This is a genomic window from Paenibacillus sp. FSL K6-1230 (assembly GCF_038002385.1).
GTDB lineage: Bacteria > Bacillota > Bacilli > Paenibacillales > Paenibacillaceae > Paenibacillus > Paenibacillus massiliensis.
This window is the reverse complement of sequence record NZ_JBBOCK010000001.1, coordinates 229392-248913: the sequence shown is the minus strand read 5'-3', so window position 1 is coordinate 248913 and position 19522 is coordinate 229392. Positions and strand designations below refer to the sequence as shown.

The following is a 19522-nucleotide window of genomic DNA, read 5'->3' as shown; positions in this document are numbered from 1 at the left end:
TCCACTCCAATATACAGAAATCGCTCCAGTATATAGAAAAAGGCAGAACCCTACCTTTCCCAAGATAGTCGGTTTTGCCTGATTCAACAGTTACAACCCGCAAACTGTATACGCTTACTTATAATGTACATCATAGTCCAAGTCTGCAGGATTAGCAAGTAAAAAATTCACAGTTACGAACTTAATTTGTATCCACAATTAGGACAAAAGTTCGCTCCCTCATTTTTCGTACCACAATTGGGGCAGAAGTTCGGTCGTTTTGCACCCTCTCCGCTTGAAGCAGAGCCTGACGTCTGACCGCTCGTAGGACCTCCGGACTGCTGTCCACCTTGCTGCTGTGGGCCCGATTGTGAGCTACCTTGGTGCTGATTTCCCTGCTGTTGGTTGGCTTGCTGCTGACCCTGTTGATTCATATTCTTCAGCATTTCGCTAGCCATGTTCATCCCCATCATCATTCCAGCCATATCCGCAGCGGCGCCCCCACCTTGAATCTTCCCGGAGGCCATACCATCCGTCATGGAGATTTGCTGGTATTTCTGAACATTGCCCACCATCTCGTGTGAGGCCGTCTTCGTAATCATATCCTGTATTTCCTTCGGATAGTTGAAGCTCATCACATGAAAGCCTGTAATGGTTATACCATTATCCATAACCTCCATATCGAGGTCTTCACGTATTCCCCGGGCAATATCCGAAGCGTTAGCCTGCAGGTTGAACATATCCTTCCCTTCTCGGCTAATCCACTTCATTAGCAGCTGGTCTAGCACCGACGTGATACGCAGCTTCACATCATCTACCAGATAACTGCTTCGTACACCGGCAATCTTGTCAATGAGCGTGACATAATCGCTTACCTTGAAGTTAAAGGTTCCATTTGCCCGAATCGGCATTCCGCCAGGAAGCTGCGCAGTTTGGATCAGCACTGGGTTCTGCGTACCCCATTTCACGGTGAACTCCTTCGTATTGACGAAGAGCACCTCGACCCTCATCCCGCTGTTAAAGCCGAATTTGAAGCCTTTGAGCGTTGACAGAAAAGGAATAATCTCCGACTCGATGTTGAACTCTCCGTCATCCTCAAATACGCCCTCAATCCTGCCGTTATTAATGAAGATAGCATCCTGACCCGGCCGGATGATCAGTTTGCTCCCTTTCTTGATCTCTCGATTGCTCCACTTCCAGAAGATCATATCATCTCTGAATTCTTCCCATTCCACTACATTCGCAAACTGATTTCTAAAAAATCCCACAATTATCCATCCCCTCGTCGTCAACCTTGTGAATGTGTCCTGAACTCGTTCCTACTTTTAAAATGAACCCCTGCTGCCACTATGGGAATGACCTCCGCCCGTCGTTCCACCGCCACCGCCACCCGAAGAATTATTCTTCGGTATTGCGGTCTTTGTCGTCGTCGTGTGCAGGTATTGATCCCGGCGCTGCAGTATGCCTGACGTACCGCTATCCTCATAGGTGCTGCCATTCACAGTAATTCGCCCGCCAGACCGATAGGTCATGATCGCTACAGCTCCCCCTCCAACTGCCAAGGATACAATGAGCTGGAACCAGCCATTGAAGAGGAGATTGTCCGGGTTCATTCCGGGCGGATAGCCCATATATCGGTCTGCTGTCTGCAGATAGATCTGGAACGCCTCAGCATAATCACCGCTTGATAATCTCGGTGTGATGCGTGCACGTATTTTATCCAGTCTGCCATTATCGAGGTACTCTTCAGCCTTGTAGAAGCCGGCTAGATAGACATCACGATTGTACATATCCAGCGTCAGAATGACTGCATTCCCATGCGCATGGTCATATCCAGGTGCCCGCTCATCATAGAAATTCTGTGTCAGCAGAATTACATCGGTATTCTCAGGATTATTGGTCGTGTACACAATCATATCCGTCTCACGATTCGCGCTGTATTGGTTAGCCAGTATACCCAGTCGTTCCACTTCCTGCGGATTAAGCAAGCCCGCTTCGTCATAGATCAAGGTTTTGTGCTCTGTAGAAGTAGCTGTAGAAGCTGTAGCAGAAGCTATAGGCCCGTGTAATGCTCCGACTGTCCATATGAGCAGTACCGTCAGCAATATACCGAATCTTCTCATCACCAGAAGCCTCCTCCCATCATGAAGGATGCAATCTTCAAGGTAAGCAGTGTTGCCCCGGCAATACCCGCGAACCAGGTAGCTATTTTCATTTTACTGAGTGGCGGCTTGCCGACCACCTTGCCTGTCTGACCATTCATGGCAAAGGCATGCTCCATGCGATTGTAATCATAGATGACCATCCACACTGGCAGCAGGACATAGTCAGCATTCTTCAGCTGCGTATCAATCTGTCTATCGACGTTCGTCACGGTGGCATAGCCTGCCATGGAGTTACGAATATAGGAATCAATATAAGAGCTGATCTTGCTCTTGGCACGCGGCAGCAGCTCTCCATCATCATAGCTGTAGCTCTCCGCGATGAATCCGGCCAAATAAGGTGATTTGAAGCTCTTTAGCTCCCTGAGAGGGAATGGCTCCAGCTTATCCATCATATGATCGTCCATCTTGGCAGCGGCATCAATCGGCACATCGACGTAGTTAAGACGTATTTTGCGATAAATATCATAATGGCTTGTCTCGGTATATCGGTAGTCGCCTCTTGTGTAGCTGCGAACCTTCGTACCTCGGGCCTGTACTTCAATATCATTATCCAGATCATACAGCCAGTATGGCACATAGATCCCGGTAATTCCCTTGATCCGGTCCGCTGTCATGAAGCCCCTTGGAGTAAGTAAGCCATTCCGGCACCATTTCTTGAAGGCTGCAATCGCCTCCTCCTTGCTGATGGAGAACGGAATAATCTTCACCGGAGCTCTTCGCCCCGTCAGACGATCTGCAAGCACGACCGGTGAGCCACAAAAGCTACAAGAGGTAGCTGTCGTCTCTGCATCGGTCATTAAGTCCGCACCACAGCTATTGCAGTGATACTCTCTGGCTTCATTATCTGTAAAAACAGACTGCTTCAGGGGATCGGGAAAGTCCTCGATCCGTTCGGTTCTCCCACAGCTACTGCAAGCCAACATGCCTTTCGTGCTGTCAAAGGCCATGCTGCCCCCGCAGCTTGGGCATTTATAATCAATAACCGGCATTATTCACCTCACATTCTCCGTTCATGCCTATTACGGTCCATATAATCGTTGCATAGACGTGAATTTCCTCCCTGAAGGAAGGTCCTTCCTCAAAGCAACGCAATAATCTCCTATTCTCCACGGTCCACCTTGGCCTTGAGTGCAGCCAGCTCTGCCTCGGGGTCCAGCACGATGTCCGTTGCCTGCGTGAGATGATCCTTCCCACCGCGCTCCGCATTCTTGCCAGCCTCCTGCCGCTCCAGCTCGGCAATGAGCTCATCCAGATCATCCTTACGCTCACCCCGAAGCTCCGCCAGTGCCATAGCCTCATCATAGGCCTGATTGACCTTCTCCTCCAGCGCACCGAATGCAGACCCAGCTCCTTCACCGCCGGTATTCATGGCATTCAGCCGCTCCTGCTGTCTCGTCTCGGCCATCTTGTCCTTCAGCTGAGCCCGGCGCTCCTCCAGACGCGACAGGTCATCGGTAAGCTTATCCTGCATACGCTCCATTCCTGTTGCCGCTGCTGCTGCCTGATCATAAGCAGCCTTCAGCGCTTGATGCTTGCGGGCCTGATCACTCTTGCGCTCCAGAAATGTGCGAGCCTGCTGCTCATTTCCGTCCCTAACCGCACGCTCGGCATACCTATGAAGCTTATCCATCTCGGCCTGGGAGTCCTCCATGGCTCGCCTTGCCCTGCGTTCTTGTGCTTGCACCGAAGCGGACTCTGCTTTGACCTGGCCCAAATCCTGCTGCATACTTCGCATGTAACGTTCAATGGCCTTCTCTGGATCATCCGTCCGTTCCAACAAAGCATACACATTGCTTTTCATTACATCTCTGAACCTCGATAGGATTCCCATATCGTAATCCCTCCTCCAAAGGTTGTATCTACCTATATAATACTCGAACTAGGCCCAAAAGGATTCATATCTTGTCGCACTCACCATTTCCTGGGCGAATGCATAGGCTAACCGTATGATCTGAGGACGCCCAATAAAGGAGGAACTGCTGCATGAATCCGGTATACCCATTTTACAGTAAAACAACGGTATGTAAGGAACAGAACATCGCCTTCCCACCACAGCATCAGGATCGACAGCCGGGCTTAGAGACCCTTATGGTACCGCAGCCCATCAGTGAAGATCCCGCCTACATCGGTAGCTGCAAGCTTAAAGACAAGGTGGCTATTATTACGGGTGGTGATAGCGGGATCGGGCGAGCAGCGGCAATTGCTTTTGCCAAGGAGGGTGCTGATATCGTCATTGCCTATCTTTATGAACGAACAGATGCAGAACGAACACGGCAGCGGATCGAGGAGGTCGGGGGGCGCTGTCTGTTACTTGAGATCGATCTGAGGCTGAAGCAGAATTGCGAGGCAGTCATTCGTGCTGCGTTAGATACTTTCTGCAGGATTGATATACTGGTCAACAACCATGGGGTGCAATATGTTCAATCCAGCATTGTACATATCACAGAGGAGCAGCTATACCAGACGTTCCAGACTAATGTCTTCTCCTATTTCTTCCTGATACAAGCGGCGCTGCCACACATGAGCCGTGGATCCTCCATCATTAATACAGCCTCCATAACGGCATATAAAGGAAATGTGCAGCTGATCGACTACTCCTCTACAAAAGGGGCGGTCGTGTCCCTGACCCGCGTGCTGGCCAAATCACTTGCTTCTCAGGGAATTCGGGTGAATGCCGTAGCACCTGGTCCGATCTGGACGCCGCTGATTCCTTCCAGCTTCTCCGCTGAGGATGTCATGGTCTTCGGGACCGAGACTCCTATGGGCCGAGCCGGACAGCCCTATGAGCTGGCGGCAGCTTATGTATATCTGGCCTCCCGGGATTCATCCTATGTCACCGGGGAATGTGTGCATATCAACGGGGGAGACATGGTTACGACCTGACCTCGCTTCCTACTTCTGCTCGATTCAGAAAGAGCCTCCACATCCACTGTACGTACATCGTGGAGATGGAGGCTCTTTTACGTTACATAAGATGAATTAGTCTTGGCCTGCTTAGAAGCTGCAAACCCTCTTCATTAACCCTGCCGTGGTGGAATGCGCACTTCAATAGGTTGCAGGTTGCCTTCGATCAGCTCACGCTTCGGCTCGAACCACTCTGGCAGCATCAGCTTCTGGCCCAGGCTTTCCTTAGGCTCATCATTGGCGAACCCTGGTGGATCTGTAGCAATCTCGAACAGAATTCCCCCCTGCTCCCGGAAGTAGATTGCGTTGAAGTACTGACGGTCAATTACATTAGTAGGCTGGTAGCCATAAGCCTGAACGGCCGCTCTCCACTGCTCATGCTGATCGAAATCCGTTGCCCGCCAAGCGATATGGTGAACCGTACCTGCACCACCATACCCTGGAGCCTTTCTGGCCAGCGGGATATCAACGATATTACCGATGTCCCCGCTTGCACGATAACGTGCATACTCGCCATCTTCGCCTACTTTGGTCATTCCGAGCAGGTTCTCCATTTCATCCATGGTGCGCACAGGATTCGTGCTATAGAGAATTGCACCACCGAAGCCCTTGATCGCTGTATCCGAAGTAATGCCGTCATGTGTCCAGGTGCCGTTAGCACCACCCTCACGCTCAACAAGCTCCAGCTTCAGCCCTTCGTTGTCCTCGAATTGCAAGTAAGTCTCTCCGAAGCGAGTAGCAGTCGTCACTGCGATCCCGAAGCTCTCCAGACGATTCCGCCAGAATTCCAACGCCCCTGTAGGCACTACATACGATGTAACGCCCACCTGTCCACCGCCGACTCTCCCCTTCGGTGTATCTGCAGCCGGGAAGAATGTAATGATTGTACCCGGGCTACCGTGTTCGTCGCCAAAATACAGGTGGTAGATATCCGGGGCATCGAAGTTCACCGTTCTCTTCACCAATCTCAGGCCAAGAATACCGGCGTAGAAATCAACATTACGCTGTGGATCGCCTGCAAAAGCAGTGATGTGATGAATACCTGTTGTTTGAATTGTCATTTGAAAAACCTCCCATAGGTTATAGAATGCCGATTAGACTGCTCATCATGTATGTTCAATTGCATTTACCTTAATTGCGTTTACCTCAATTTCGTTTATCTTGATTTAAAGATATAATAATTCGTAATTGTTGTCAACACCTTTTCTAAACAGCATTGTCTTCCTCAAGCTTCTTCTGTTTCTATTTATAATGAACCACTCTTCACTGATCTTATTTGCAAAAAAAATTAGCCTGACCTACAGGCCAGGCTTGTCTATCCGAAATGTAATGAGGACTCCATGCTTATTCGATGCTTACGTAGGAATGCTTATCCCCAAGATTAATCTCGCCTAACCGTCCGTTGGCTAGCCAGAGGTCATGAGCTTATTCAGGTAGGCAACAGCCTGCATCCGGTCGCTCGTACCGAGCTTGCTATAGATGACGCTGATATAATTTTTCACAGTGCCCACGCTAATGTACAGAGTCTCCGCAATCTCCGTGTTGGTCATGGGATGCACCATCAGTGCAATAATCTGTCTCTCACGCTCGGTGAACTCAATGCTCATGCCGTGAAGCTTCTCCTGGTTCAGAGCAACGGGCTCTACCTTGGACATGGAGGACAGACGTGCCGCCAGCTTGGCTGCAATCTCAGGTGTCAGTAGATGACGCCCTTCTACGGCATCACGGATCGCCTTCAGGAGCGTAGTCTTGTCCATATCCTTCAGCAAGTAGCCCATGGCTCCGGCAGCCAGTCCTTCTATAATATACTCGTCATCTGTAAAGGTCGTGAGGATCAGGATCTGGGTGTGAGGACAGCGCGCCTTGATCTTGCGAGTTGCACGAATACCGTCCATAATCGGCATCTGTACATCCATCAACACCAGCTCAGGCTGCAGTCTGACGCTTAGGTCATAAGCCTGCTGGCCATCCTCCGCCAACCCGATCACCTCCAGATCCTCCTCCAGCTCCAGTACGGTATGCAGGCTTTCTCTGAGGAGCCGCTGATCATCTGCAATAATGATTCGAATTCGCTCCACGTCAATCTCGCTCCTTCTTTAAATGTATAGTAATAAGGCAGCCCTTCCCCTCATCGGAGCCTATGGTTACCTGGCCTCCCAGACGATGCACAGCTTCCTTCATTGAAGAGAGTCCTATACCGGGCTGCTCTGGAGCATAGGGATGGCCTGTATTTCTTAATCTGAATTCAATCCAATCATCCTGTTCAAGTAACTGCAGCTGGAAGGCACGACTATGTCCGTGTCGGATACCATTCGTAATTCCCTCTTGCAGCGCATCGTATAGAACCTTTTGCTGCTCAGGGCTCAATGATGCCTCACCCACCTGCAGCTCATACTGCACCTGAATTCCCGTATACGCCTCCGTCTCCTGGATCAGATGCTGAATTCGCTCCGCAAATGGACGCCCTTGCTCTCGTTCATGCTGCTGTTGCTGCTCATCCCCATGCTCTTTCAGTTGCCTCAGCGACCTGCGGATGCTGCTCAGACCACGTCGCACCAGCTCCTGGGAATTGCTCATGTACTTGAGCGCTTCCTCTGGCTTGCTCGGGATCAGACTCTTGCCAGCCTCAAGCTGCAGCAGGGTCGTCGTAAGGGAATAGCCCAGCGCATCATGAATCTCCTTCGTAATGCGCTTTCTCTCCTCCTCAGCGCTAATATCGGCTATGGCTACTGCTGTCTCCTTCATGGTCTGGCGCATCTGTACCGTGCGCTTGATGACCTCTTTCTCCAGACTATGATTCCAGGTCGCCAGCTTCAGATGCAGCTCTACTCTGGAAAGGAGCTCCGCTCGCGTGATCGGCTTGATGAGATAATCCGTAGTGCCTGCGTCGAAGCCCAGCTCGATATCCTCTGATTGATTGCGGGCCGTAAGGATCAGAATAGGGATTCGTTCCCCGTATTGGTCCCGCAGAACTCGGCATAGCTCATAGCCTGACATGCGGGGCATCATGAGATCCGTAATAATGAGACTCGGCTCACAGCCTTCAGTCAGCTGCTCAAGAGCTTCCTGTCCGCTGCTGGCTTGTACTACGATGTAACCTGCGGAGGAGAGATGATTATGCAGAATCTGCAATATAATCGGATCATCGTCCACAATCAGAATACAAGGCGATTCACACCTCTCCCTCCTCTGTCCCTCCGTGTTCTCCTCTTCCCTCATGCCTTCCAAGTACGGGGTCGGTATGGATTCCAGCTGCTGATGTATCTCAGCAAGGGCTAGACCAGATGACTTGTATAGCTGAGTCTTCACATCCGTCCTAGTCTCGGCATCCATAGGCATAGCTTGGCAACTTGGATCGTGTAAAGGAAGCGTGAAGCTGAATGCTGCCCCTTCTCCCTCGGTCGATCTGACCCAAATGCGCCCTCCATGAAGCTCCACCAGATGTCTGGTGATACTCAAGCCGATACCCGTACCACCGTATAATCTGGTGATCGAGCCGTCTCCTTGCTCGAAGGCTTCAAAGATCGCCTCTTGTCGATCATGAGGTATCCCGATGCCCGTATCGCGCACCGTTATGCACTGCCACTGACCGAGTGTAGACGCCTCCAGCGTGATGGAGCCAGCATCTGTGAACTTCAATGCATTGCCAATGAGGTTGCTCATGATTTGCAATACACGATTCTCATCAGCATACACGAGCACGTCAGCCGGAATCTGATTGTTGAAGGCAACCGTCTTCCCTTCCGCTAGAGGCTTCAGTAATCTGATTACCAATTCGGCAGCCTGATGCATATGCAATACTGTCGGCTGCAGAACGATCTCTTTATCCTGCAGACGCGTAAAATCCTGCAGATCATGCACCAAATGGGACAACCGCTGTCCACTGGATTGAATCAGACGCAGCTGACGCACAGCCTCAGCAGGAAGCGGGCCCGCAGCCCCCGCAGCGAGTGATTCAGCCAAGCCGATCATCCCCTGTAACGGTGTCTTCAGCTCATGTGAAGTGTTATGCAGGAACTGATCCTTGGAGCGATCCAGCTGAAGCAGACGATCCGAGAGCTGCTCGATCCGCGTGAATGCCTTGGAGAAGTTAATCGATAATAGCAAGGATTGCAGCAAAATAAACACGAACATTCCAAACGGGACAAGTGTGCCAAATTGCGTCAGATTGTTATTATAGAGGACATCATTCAACGCGAAGACGAAAAGATTGGCGAAGGCAATCAGCAGTAGAGTCGTGCCTGCCTCTTTTTGCAAAGCAGCAACCCCTAATCGAGCAAGGATGTAGATCAGGACCACAAGGATTAACACCTGGTAGTAGAGCAGCGTGAAATGATAGATACGAACAGGGGTGAGCAAAATCAATAATGACAGGACCCCACTGATCGCACACACCGCTCTGACAATGCGCAGAGAGTAATAGGACGGATATAGACTGTAGATGAACAGGATCAAGAGAGGAAGACCCAGATACACGGTCACATAGGATATCTTGACGAATATCTCCTGCGTCATGTCGGTGAACAGCATCAGAATAAATCGCTCATTCACTGCTAATGTACGTGCTGCCATCATGAAGCAAAATAGCGAGAAATACAGCGTTGACCAATTATGCCTACGCAGGACATACAGCACCATGTGATAGATGGCAATCGTGAACATGGCCCCGAACAAGAACAGATCTCTTGCCAAGCCTTCCTGGCGCAGGGTTGTGATCTGCTCCTGGGTACCAAAAAGAATGCTCTTATCAATTCCCCCCGTCGGAAATGAATAATTAGCGACCTGCAGCATGAGCTCAAGCTCTGTACCCTGATGATGGAATAACACGACTGGCCTGCCATAGTGCCCGGTTGTCGATGCTGGACTTGTTCCAGCCTCACCAACGCTAGAGACGAGTGTACCGTTAATGTACAGTCGGTAGGCCGAGTGGACACTTTTCAAATATAGACCATACAGCCCATCCGTCGCTGCTGTCTGGATCGTCAAGCGATAGGTAGCATAGCCGCTATCCTGTATTCCGAGCGGGGCTTCGGCACCCGACTTCCATATACCCGGCACTTGGACGTAGCCTGTATTACAGCTCTCACAGTTCACTTCGGCTCCAGACGAGAGTGCCGGGTTCGTATATTGTTGCCAGTCCAGAGCCCATTCCCCGTCTAATCGCACGGCTCCATCGTGGTCTGCATCCCAAGACTTCAAGTCCAGAACTCCCTGCTCGGCAATATACGAAGCTGCAGCTTGAGGCTGAGGCAGAGTCATGAACAGGCATATGGAGAATATCGTGCATATCCACCATAGCGAGCCTCGTCTGGTCGTTATTAGCCGAATCTTAGACGCATTAGCCAAACCTGTGTCACATAGCTTCATTCTCTTCGACAGTCGGCAGTCCATCAGCCAGCAGATAGTATTCTTCAGACCATGTGGCACCATGCAGCGGTTGTACCTTGCCTTCGCTGGAGAAGTCAACAGGCCAATAGCTGTTCGGCACTGGAGAAGCTGGTAGCAGACCGAGCTGCATAGACGTGTAAGCGAATAACTGGCTGCAGAACATACTGTGATGCCCCGGATTCACTCCAAGCTTGCCAGCCATTACGATCTCCAGCATTTCCACCTCATTCGGGAAGACAGCTCCATGAACCTCTTGAATGGTCTTCAGCAGTGCCTGCTCCATCGCTGGAGTACGCTCCATATCAAGTAACCTGAAGGCGAACATGGGGTCCCATAGATTATCAATATCTGTGCGGAGGCGCTCATATAGTGGTACAAGCATCGGGCCATTCTTGGTCTTGCCAAGCAAGACATCCTTCACATTGTCAAATGTCGTCGATTCCCACAGCAAGGGATAGTCATATTGGGGCAATCGCACAATCATACCAATATGGGACCAGGGTGACCCTTCGATGAATTCAATCATAATGCTTTCATGCATGACACTGTGACACAGCAGGATATCGCCGGTCTGCAGACGGGGTTCAATGTCTGCATATTTTACCGTTTTTTTCATAGCGCCTACCTCCTTTTTATGGCATTTCCTGGTACGAAATGCCTGACTTCATTATATGGATTACCGAGTAAGGCCGTAAAGAGCTCAGAAGGAAATCGATAACATAAAACATTCAAAATGTATATGACTTCGGTCATGTATACATTCCATATTCAAGGCATATAGCGTCATGTCAAGTCATGACTTTGGCTACTAACCCCGACTCCTGCAGCTGGATTACAGTAAAGGTGCACCTCACAGGATGCACGCACTTATACCCAAAAACATTTTAGGAGGAATTACACATGTCAACAGCTACAGGCACAACCTACTCTGTAAAGATCAAAAACAATGGTACTCATCCCGGAAGCTTCGCCCTCTACAAAGAAGATCCGGACATGATGAACCCCGACACGCTGATTCTGGCTTGGCTCGCAGAGCCATCTGCCAACGGACAAGAGACGACGATCTCCTGGACCGTGGAATATGGTTTCTACTGGACCAAGGTCAAAAGTCCGGAGCCAGGAACCACCATTACATCCACAGCCTCTAAAGACGCCGACCTGAAGAGCAACAACTCTATCGGGTTCAGCAAGCTAACTGGTGGCACCTATGTTCTCTCGGAGACAAGCTCAGCTGGCCATCAGAATATTCTGTATGTACACCAGGATGAGACAATTGAGGTAGACGATAACGCATTCATCGGCATTCTGATCGACAACCAACCGGTTGTTGCCAAGAGAGCTCAGCCGAGTACCATTACAGAGTTCACACCACACCCTACTTATTATCTGATCTATGGCGACATTGAGCAGGGAGCCGTCATTGATGTAAGCGAATATTCCGATCAGGCTTTGAAAATCACATTCGATGGTGTAACCGAACACAATGTGGTGCTGAATGAGCGCAATCAATTGCACTTGGTCTAAGGTAAGAGAAGGGAGCTATGCGGGATACTCCTGTCCCGTGTAGCTCCCTCTACAATATAGAAGCAAAATCTAGCGAGGAGCCAGAGGATCGTGCCTAACTACACTCTTTCTGTGACGAATCACGCCACCTTCAGCGCCAATATATGTCTGTACTACGTATTCGAGCAGCTCAAGGACCCTAGTGCTCTCACCTATATTTACATGTCCGCTCCCTCCGTTCCCGAGACGTCCGACCTGAGGCTTGTCTGGGAGCCAGGGCTACAGTTCATGTGGCGCATAGAGTCTATAGGTGCAGCGGAGCACGGCATACACTTGAACCAGATGCAGGTCACCGATGCGCAGCTTACACATAACAATGGCGTGAACTTATCTCGCAACACGGCGGGTGGATACCAGTTCTCCCCCACCTTCGCTGCCTTTGATCGGGATCGATATTATATTTCAGCAGACCGAACCATCGTCCCACATGATCATGCCTTTGTCGGGATAGCTCAGAACGGAGTTCCCCTCGTAGCTGTGAAGGCGCACCCCAACACCATGACAGCCTTCCACCCGAGACCCCGGCTCTATCTGACCTACGGCTTCTGGCAGGCGGGCGATATCATTACTCCCGACATGTATACGGACTACAGCCTTAAGCTCGACTACGAGACCTCGACACATCTGGCGGTCACTATCTCTTCCTTGAACGAGCTGCATGTGACAGACCGTTCCTGATCTACAAAATTTGAACCTTTGGAGGATGAGTATATGCCATATGAAAATGAATCTGCAGAAATATACGCCCCAGATCTGCTAGACAAAGGAATTCCTGAATCTGGCTATGTATTCCTGGCGGATGATAAGACCCCCATCAAAGTGGATTATATGGAATACGATCAGTTAGCCGTATTTGATGGAGATATCGTCGTAGCAACGGCTGCTCGAATGAAGCAGCACACCGCCCTTGTGGAAGGCTTGCTCGCCCAGGGCCTCGACGAAGTCCCTCATCCCCAGGTCATCATTGATATGCGTCGCCTGTGGCCACAAGGAAAGGTCTATTATAGCTTCGACAACTCCGTCGATGAGGCCAACAAGAAGAAAATCAACACAGCTATCGCCAATATTACGGCTTCCTGCAAAGGCGTAAGCTTCACCCCAAGGACAACGCAGCCCAATTATATCTCGTTCACCATGGGCGACGGCTGTAGCTCCTATGTCGGAATGCAGGGTGGCAAGCAGGCGATTACACTGAGCCGTAACGGGTATGTTGTCGGAAATGTCATTCATGAGATCAGCCACGCTCTTGGATTGCTTCATGAGCATACCAAGCCTAACCGCGATCAATATGTACAAGTCCATCAAGATAATATTATTACGCGTGCACTTCATAATTTTGATATTGTGAACCATCCCAAGCTCTTCAAATCTATGGACTATGATTATGGCTCCATTATGCATTATGGGCGAACAGCCTTTGCGAAGACGAAAGGAACAGAGACTCTGACACCGACACAAGCAGGTGCTAGCATCGGGCAGCGCTCCCAGCTATCCAAGCTGGATAAGGAAGGTATCAATGCATTATATACAGGCAAAAATGCCTATCAGGACTCCCTGTAAACTGTGACTACGTGGCTGAATGATGACGATATTATTAACTACGACGTTATTTGCAGCGATACAATGGCTTATCTAAAAAATGAACCGGAGCGGCGGCTCCGGTCATTTCATTTTAGAAGAAATACTATAATTTCCTCAGCTCAATCCATTCGAATTGAATCCCTGGCTTGATAAAATCTAGCTTCACCTCATAGTGGCCTGCTTCCAACCCCAGCTTCACCAGCTTGCGGGTAATCCATGCGCCCTCCGTTCCATTCGTCTGGACGGTTGTTACCAGTTGATCGTTCAAGCTTACATTGCAGGCGCTCTGGGCCATCTCATGATCTGGAGACATGATGCGGACGAACATGCGGTAGCTCCCGGCTGAGTCTACATTCAGTACAGCGCTCTCGGCTGTATCCAGCTCAATGCGTATAATAGCCGGTTGCTCTTCCCCATGAGTAGACGTACCTTGAAGATGAGATTCAGCAGAGATAGCATCTCCGCTTAGCCCAGGCTGAGCCTTGAAGGTAACCATAGTCTCCGTCTGAACCTGCCCACGTGCAAATACCGGTGCTTCCAACAGGAAGTGGCATATATTCGCTGCGCTCTGCTGCAGCTCCCCACGAGTTAATGTCCCCTCCTTGAGGGCACTCAGCGTATTATCTCCCATCGCATTGGTCTCTGCCCCATAGTTCGGAACGACCATATACAGATCATTGCCGGCCCGAACCATCCAGTTGGTATAGGTTCTGTCGGCGTACCCCCCGTGGACAACATCGTTCATTTTCGCCCACCAATCCGTCATCACAATACCCTTGAAGCCCCATTCCTTACGCAAAATATGGCTATTCAGGTCATAGTTCGATGCAGCCCAGTGACCGTTAATCGGGTTGTAGGAGGTCATAATTACCTTGGCCCCTCCCTGCTTCACCGCGATCTCGAAGCCCTTCAGATAGATCTGCCGCAGCGCGCGCTCGGATACGACCGCATCCGCCATATGACGATGCTGCTCCTGATTATTGCAGGCAAAATGCTTCAGCGTGGCATGTGAGCCTCCCTGCCGGATACCACGGGTGCAGGCAGCTGCAAATAACCCCGTAATTAATGGGTCCTCGGAGAAGTATTCGAAGTTGCGTCCGTTCAGCGGATTACGCCGGATATTCAGCCCCGGACCAAGCAATGCATCGATCTCATTGCTTAACATCTCCCGCCCCTCCAGCACATATAGCTCCTCAATCAGCCCCGGATTCCAGGTAGCAGCCAGCAAGGTACCAATCGGTACCTGTGTCGCCAGCTCTCCGCTATCCATGCGGATACCTGAAGGTCCATCTGCTGTGCAGGCAATCGGTATACCGTACTGCAGCAAGCCGTCGCTCACTCCGCCGAAGGCGGAAGCCGTGCCCGATGTCACTAGCGGGCTGCTCATCCCTTCACCACGGACGATCGCGGCCAGCTCTTCGTCACGGAGCTGCGCCACGAACTCTTCCATGCGGACCTTGCCCTCATGAACATCACGCAGGCGGAAGCCCAGGTCCCCTGTCTGCTCCCATGTGGCAGGAAGTCCAGCTCGGACACGCTCCTCCAATGAGACCGTCCTGATGGGTACTTCCTCATAGGCCAGCTCATAAGCGCCACTGCTTAATCTAGCACCCGGCTTCATACGCGTGAAGCTCTCTGTCGGCGCAAGCGCCTCATCCAGCTGCTCCACGACCAGTAACTCTTCCACCACATAGCCAGGCTGTCCCTCGACTTGAATCGGTACAAGCTCCCTAACGCTATTCCCTACATACAGATGATAGGTCCCAGCCTCCAGCACATAAGCAGAACGATAGCCCGTCACACCACCATCATCATAAGACGATAATGAATGTACCGGGAAGGTCAGCACCAGACGCTCTGACTCACCGGGCTGCAGCTCACCAGTCTTGCCAAAGGCCGCCAGTACCCGCGCCGGTTGCCCAAGCTTGCCTTGTGGTGCTTCACAATAAAGCTGTACAACTTCCTTGCCTGCGAACGCCCCCCCGATATTTCTTACCGTGACGTCTACAGACAGATAGCGCTCTCCTTCCTGCTCCAGAAGCTGGGCCTCTCCAGGCTCCAGCTGGAACTGCGTATAGGACAAGCCATAGCCGAAGGGGAACTGTACCCGCTCTGGCCGAAAGGTCTCAAAATACCGATAGCCTACATACACGTCCTCTTGGTACAGATTCTTCAGCTCATTACCATAATTGCTAGTGGACGGATAATCCTCGATCGTATAAGCAATCGTATCCGTCAGCTTGCCACTCGGTGTGACCTCGCCTACGAGAACATCAGCTATCGCATGTCCACCTTCCATCCCCCCATGCCATGCATAGATGACACTGGAAATGGGGTGAACCGCATTACCGCCATCCTCAGGCTCCTCCAACCAGCTCATATCTATAATATTGGATACATTCAGCACGACCACCGTCTGTTCAAAATGTGTCGTCACCAGCTGTAGCATGGTCTGCTCTTCCTCCGTCAGCAGATAGCTCCCAGGTGCAGTAGCGTTATCCTGATCCTCTCCCGCCGTGCGGCCAATGACGATAATGGCCTTGTCGGAACGCCCACGGGCTGCTGCCACCAACGAGTCCGTTAGCGGCATTTCTCGCTGATGCCAGGGCTCTGCTGCCCAGCCGCCGCCACCGTTGTCGAATGGATTCTCTTCAATCCATTGTGTGTAGACCGCAGCCAGCTCCTCATCCACCGTGATTCCAGCCTTGCTGCGAAGGCCATCCAGCAGATTCGTCGTATAGGGGACATTGACACTGCCACCCGAGCCCGTCCCGCTACGATAATAGTTCACCTGAACTCTGCCAAAGATGGAGACACGCTCACCCTGTCGTAGTGGTAGTACTTGCCCCTCATTTTTTAGCAATACAGCTCCCTCAGCTGCCACTTTCCTGCTGAACTCGGCAAAGCCCGATAATGGTACACCTCTTTGTGATACGCTCAAGTGGTTTCCCTCCCGTGTGTTCATAGCTTCAAGTCATATTATACCAATATATATGGTCAAAAAGGAAAAGAATGCGGTTACAATTGTAAGGCGTTTGTGCCTGCTTTTCATCTATCTTATCCGTAATATCTGTAGTAAGCCTAGTATCCGTAATCCGTAGATTTGCAGATGAGAAAAGACCCCCACCAGATTGTTGAATCTGGAAGGGGCCTTGCATCTAAGCTCCATACTAGGAGATCCTTGAATCAGAGTCTCAGCCGAAGCGCTGCGTCTTATACCATTTGTTTCCTTGGCGACCTGTAATCTTGTCGACACAGATTGTCCAGAAGGCTTTGACCGAGATGATCAGGAATAACTGGGCATAAGTGAAATAGGATAGACAGGATATTACAAAGTTCTCCGTGTTGCTCTGTCCGATATCCGAAGCTAGCGCCAGATTAATCTGCAGGACATAGATGAAGTACATCAGCGCCCACGCGATGACGAGATAGACGTATACATCACCCGAGAACTGGAATGGACTCTGTACATCTGGCACGAACAAGCGCGCAATCTGGTAGCCAATATTCGCAAGGAAGATTACATCGGACACAAGAATCGCAAGCATGAACCAGAAGTAGCTGGCCGCATAATACATGATATGCAGCTTAATTCGCCAGCTGGTTCGATCGAATAAATGATGGAAGTTATCCATAATGACATGAAAATTCCCCTTCGACCAGCGTCCGCGCTGCTTCATATACACACTGAGCTGCTCCGGCTCCTGCTGATAGGCCTCAGCCTGTGGAGCGAGTGCAATCAGCTTGCCCTTCTTCATGATCTCAAAGGATACTGCTGTATCCTCTGTAATCGCATTTTCATCCCAGCCGCCAATCTCGCGCATCAATGCCGTATTGACGATAAAATTCGTACCTGGAATCGTGCCGATCTTGAACAGCTCCCACAATCCGGTATGGTGTACCCGCTGAATCGTGACCAGTTCCTGGTTAATACACTTGGACAGGAAGTTCTGTCCCCGATTGCGTGCCTTGTTGCGTCCGAAAACGGCTCCATATAGGCCCGGCTTCTCCAGTGCCTTCTGCACAAGGAACATTAGTGCATTCTTCTCGGGCGCCGCATCAGCATCATATACACATATCCATTCGCCCTTCGTCTTTAGCAGTGCATCATTGAGGGCCCCAGACTTGCCGCCTGTGCCTTTGCGTTCCATAATTTCAAAGTCACGGTGCTGATAGCTTGGTCGGCTCTTCAGCTCCTTAAGCTTCGCCGCCGTCTGATCCGTACAGTTATCCGCGATGACAATAATCTGCACCTTATCATGAGGGTAGTTCAAACGCAGGATATGCTCTGCCGTAATAGCGACCACCATCTCCTCATTGTGCGCAGGTACAAGTACGGTAACGGATGGATAATCCTCCATTGACGCAGGAACCACGAATTTATTCCGATTCTGCCTGCTCAGAAAACGAATCGCGCCCACCATAATTATGATGGCCTCGGTAACAGCTGTCCAAATACTAATAATGGTGACAAGCAGTACAAAATCAGTCACTGGTCTTCCCCCGATCGTAGTTTCGATAGACCTGTGCACGGAATACCAAGGTAGCCACGGTCAAGCCCAGGATCGTAATAATAAAAAACGTACTGACAACAATACAGAGCGGGATAAACCAGTCCAAGTAACTTACCATAGCTGATGACCTCTTCCCCTAAATAAATTCCCCGATCAGATCGGTCTCGGTATTTCTCTCCAGTGCACTAATGACACCATTGATATTCTCGTACTTGCTGAATTGATCTGGCTGAAATACAAGAGCACCTGAGCGAATGACCAGTTTGAGGGGCCTTCCCTTCAAATCCATTACAGACATCTCCATCATCGCCCGCTTGATCCGCTCCGTCATGGATTCAAGGAACTCGGGACGAGTCATCGGACAGATAATGACAAAGCGACCACCGTCGATGAAGAACTTGTAATCCTCATACCGCAGCTGCTTCTGAATCGTGTCCGACAGATCCAGCAGTAAGGTAGAGTATCCTTGGGAACCCAAAGATTCCTGAACCAGCGGTAAAAATTCAATCTTGAACATCGCCACACAAAAGCCGTATCTGTCCGGATATCTACGAGCCAGATTGGACTGCTTGACAATGGCGTCTGCGAAAGCTTCCTTATTGCCCAGCGTAGTGTGTGGATCAACCTGCGGGTTCCTGCGCTCCAGCTCCTCCAGTCGCTCCAGGAATCGATTGCTGCGGATCATGAACGTCTTAATCAGTGCCGCGACCAGCATATTCGCCGGAATGAGCAGCAGCCATGAGATGACCAGGACCTCTGGTGGTGCATAGGTAGCCAGCCATACGAGATACAATACGAAAAATACGAAGACTGCGACAACAGACACCCCGACTGGCAGCAGCATACCGATGAGCAGAGCCAGCAAAGCCAGCGCATTAAACAACAAATCCTTCAAGGTAAAGGATTGGGTATTATAAATATTCCAGAAGACCAATACTTCCTGTAAGAGTGCCATTGCAATGAGCAGAATATATCCCCATTTCAAGCCATGCAAAGGTGTCTTTTTTTCCATCTGAGTCATTTTTTCCGCCGCCATCAGTTCACCCTTCTTTTTTGGAATCACAAAAAAAGCCCTCTCTATACATTTACCCACATTTCGAGAGGGGCTCTATGTCTTATGATCTAATTCTTATTCTTATACTTCTTCCATATTAGACCAATGCCATATCGATATCTACACTAACTATACAATGGTCCCATCTTTTTTCAACAAAAAAATGGTAAATTCCATTTATTTCAATCCAATATATGTCTAAGGACTCATACATTTCTTCATAAAAGGTATTGACAGCTCCGTTATCCTGATTTATATTTATCTTAACTTAAAGATTAGTTAAATTGAGATAAAAAAGTAGGTGAACAGATGCATACTCTGGGCCGAAAGGCTAGGGCTATGTTCCAGATCATCTGGAGTAACCATTAGCGAAT

16 protein-coding genes are annotated in these 19522 nt (G+C 50.2%); 4 read left to right on the top strand and 12 right to left on the bottom strand.

The annotated features are described in order from the left end of the window. Window positions 1-173 precede the first annotated feature (173 nt). From MKX74_RS01150 to MKX74_RS01135, 4 genes are all read right to left on the bottom strand, one after another. Window positions 174-1247 carry an SPFH domain-containing protein gene (locus MKX74_RS01150; protein WP_341177215.1) on the bottom strand — a complete coding sequence of 358 codons (1074 nt, stop codon included), beginning with the start codon at window positions 1245-1247 and terminating at the stop codon, window positions 174-176. 57 nt (window positions 1248-1304) lie between these two features. Then, the gene (locus MKX74_RS01145; RefSeq protein ID WP_341177214.1) at window positions 1305-2102 is read right to left on the bottom strand and encodes a TPM domain-containing protein; all 798 of its coding nucleotides are present in this window, start codon (window positions 2100-2102) and stop codon (window positions 1305-1307) included. Further along, complete coding sequence (locus MKX74_RS01140) at window positions 2102-3133, bottom strand: TFIIB-type zinc ribbon-containing protein (RefSeq protein ID WP_341177213.1); 1032 nt, start codon at window positions 3131-3133, stop codon at window positions 2102-2104. The genes MKX74_RS01145 and MKX74_RS01140 overlap by 1 nt, the downstream gene beginning before the upstream one ends. 110 nt (window positions 3134-3243) lie before the next feature. Beyond that, a complete protein-coding gene (locus MKX74_RS01135) occupies window positions 3244-3975 on the bottom strand; it encodes a PspA/IM30 family protein (protein WP_341177212.1) in 732 nt (243 codons plus the stop codon). Between the two features lie 152 nt (window positions 3976-4127). Between MKX74_RS01135 and MKX74_RS01130 the strand changes: the two genes are divergently transcribed. After that, window positions 4128-5027 carry an SDR family oxidoreductase gene (locus MKX74_RS01130; protein WP_341177211.1) on the top strand — a complete coding sequence of 300 codons (900 nt, stop codon included), beginning with the start codon at window positions 4128-4130 and terminating at the stop codon, window positions 5025-5027. Between the two features lie 134 nt (window positions 5028-5161). On the opposite strand, the gene MKX74_RS01125 is transcribed toward MKX74_RS01130, so the two are convergent. The 4 genes from MKX74_RS01125 to MKX74_RS01110 all read right to left on the bottom strand — a co-directional run bounded on the left by MKX74_RS01125 (window position 5162) and on the right by MKX74_RS01110 (window position 11052). Further along, entirely contained in the window at window positions 5162-6109 is a 948-nt protein-coding gene (locus MKX74_RS01125; protein WP_341177210.1) for a ring-cleaving dioxygenase, read from the bottom strand. 345 nt (window positions 6110-6454) lie between these two features. Then, the gene (locus MKX74_RS01120) at window positions 6455-7126 is read right to left on the bottom strand and encodes a response regulator transcription factor (protein ID WP_341177209.1); all 672 of its coding nucleotides are present in this window, start codon (window positions 7124-7126) and stop codon (window positions 6455-6457) included. Window position 7127: 1 nt separating this feature from the next. Then, entirely contained in the window at window positions 7128-10307 is a 3180-nt protein-coding gene (locus tag MKX74_RS01115; protein ID WP_341177208.1) for an ATP-binding protein, read from the bottom strand. A gap of 94 nt (window positions 10308-10401) precedes the next feature. Beyond that, window positions 10402-11052: a hypothetical protein gene (locus tag MKX74_RS01110; RefSeq protein WP_018887026.1), complete on the bottom strand. Its 651-nt coding sequence runs from the start codon at window positions 11050-11052 to the stop codon at window positions 10402-10404. Between the two features lie 284 nt (window positions 11053-11336). Between MKX74_RS01110 and MKX74_RS01105 the strand changes: the two genes are divergently transcribed. The 3 genes from MKX74_RS01105 (at window position 11337) to MKX74_RS01095 (ending at window position 13559) form a co-directional block, all read left to right on the top strand. Beyond that, window positions 11337-11960 carry a hypothetical protein gene (locus tag MKX74_RS01105; protein WP_018887027.1) on the top strand — a complete coding sequence of 208 codons (624 nt, stop codon included), beginning with the start codon at window positions 11337-11339 and terminating at the stop codon, window positions 11958-11960. 90 nt (window positions 11961-12050) lie between these two features. Then, complete coding sequence (locus MKX74_RS01100) at window positions 12051-12677, top strand: hypothetical protein (RefSeq protein WP_341177207.1); 627 nt, start codon at window positions 12051-12053, stop codon at window positions 12675-12677. Between the two features lie 33 nt (window positions 12678-12710). Further along, complete coding sequence (locus MKX74_RS01095) at window positions 12711-13559, top strand: M12 family metallopeptidase (protein WP_341177206.1); 849 nt, start codon at window positions 12711-12713, stop codon at window positions 13557-13559. Between the two features lie 124 nt (window positions 13560-13683). Here the strand turns inward: MKX74_RS01095 and MKX74_RS01090 are convergent, their stop codons facing one another. The 4 genes from MKX74_RS01090 to MKX74_RS01075 form a co-directional block, all read right to left on the bottom strand. Then, the gene (locus MKX74_RS01090) at window positions 13684-16545 is read right to left on the bottom strand and encodes a glycoside hydrolase family 3 C-terminal domain-containing protein (protein ID WP_445667245.1); all 2862 of its coding nucleotides are present in this window, start codon (window positions 16543-16545) and stop codon (window positions 13684-13686) included. Window positions 16546-16774: 229 nt separating this feature from the next. Continuing rightward, the gene (locus MKX74_RS01085) at window positions 16775-18073 is read right to left on the bottom strand and encodes a glycosyltransferase family 2 protein (protein WP_028592852.1); all 1299 of its coding nucleotides are present in this window, start codon (window positions 18071-18073) and stop codon (window positions 16775-16777) included. Beyond that, window positions 18066-18212, bottom strand: coding sequence for a hypothetical protein (locus MKX74_RS01080; protein ID WP_018887032.1), 147 nt, complete (start codon window positions 18210-18212; stop codon window positions 18066-18068). The genes MKX74_RS01085 and MKX74_RS01080 overlap by 8 nt, the downstream gene beginning before the upstream one ends. A gap of 18 nt (window positions 18213-18230) precedes the next feature. Next, window positions 18231-19106, bottom strand: a complete 876-nt coding sequence (locus MKX74_RS01075) for a GGDEF domain-containing protein (RefSeq protein WP_026281312.1) — start codon at window positions 19104-19106, stop codon at window positions 18231-18233. Between the last annotated feature and the right edge of the window lie 416 nt (window positions 19107-19522).

Coding starts and splice junctions, on each gene's coding strand:
- MKX74_RS01145 (WP_341177214.1), bottom strand. CDS start 2,102: ATGAGAAGATTCGGTATATTGCTGACGGTACTGCTCATATGGACAGTC.
- MKX74_RS01140 (WP_341177213.1), bottom strand. CDS start 3,133: ATGCCGGTTATTGATTATAAATGCCCAAGCTGCGGGGGCAGCATGGCC.
- MKX74_RS01135 (WP_341177212.1), bottom strand. CDS start 3,975: ATGGGAATCCTATCGAGGTTCAGAGATGTAATGAAAAGCAATGTGTAT.
- MKX74_RS01130 (WP_341177211.1), top strand. CDS start 4,128: ATGAATCCGGTATACCCATTTTACAGTAAAACAACGGTATGTAAGGAA.
- MKX74_RS01125 (WP_341177210.1), bottom strand. CDS start 6,109: ATGACAATTCAAACAACAGGTATTCATCACATCACTGCTTTTGCAGGC.
- MKX74_RS01115 (WP_341177208.1), bottom strand. CDS start 10,307: ATGACTCTGCCTCAGCCTCAAGCTGCAGCTTCGTATATTGCCGAGCAG.
- MKX74_RS01110 (WP_018887026.1), bottom strand. CDS start 11,052: ATGAAAAAAACGGTAAAATATGCAGACATTGAACCCCGTCTGCAGACC.
- MKX74_RS01105 (WP_018887027.1), top strand. CDS start 11,337: ATGTCAACAGCTACAGGCACAACCTACTCTGTAAAGATCAAAAACAAT.
- MKX74_RS01095 (WP_341177206.1), top strand. CDS start 12,711: ATGCCATATGAAAATGAATCTGCAGAAATATACGCCCCAGATCTGCTA.
- MKX74_RS01090 (WP_445667245.1), bottom strand. CDS start 16,545: ATGAACACACGGGAGGGAAACCACTTGAGCGTATCACAAAGAGGTGTA.
- MKX74_RS01080 (WP_018887032.1), bottom strand. CDS start 18,212: ATGGTAAGTTACTTGGACTGGTTTATCCCGCTCTGTATTGTTGTCAGT.
- MKX74_RS01075 (WP_026281312.1), bottom strand. CDS start 19,106: ATGGAAAAAAAGACACCTTTGCATGGCTTGAAATGGGGATATATTCTG.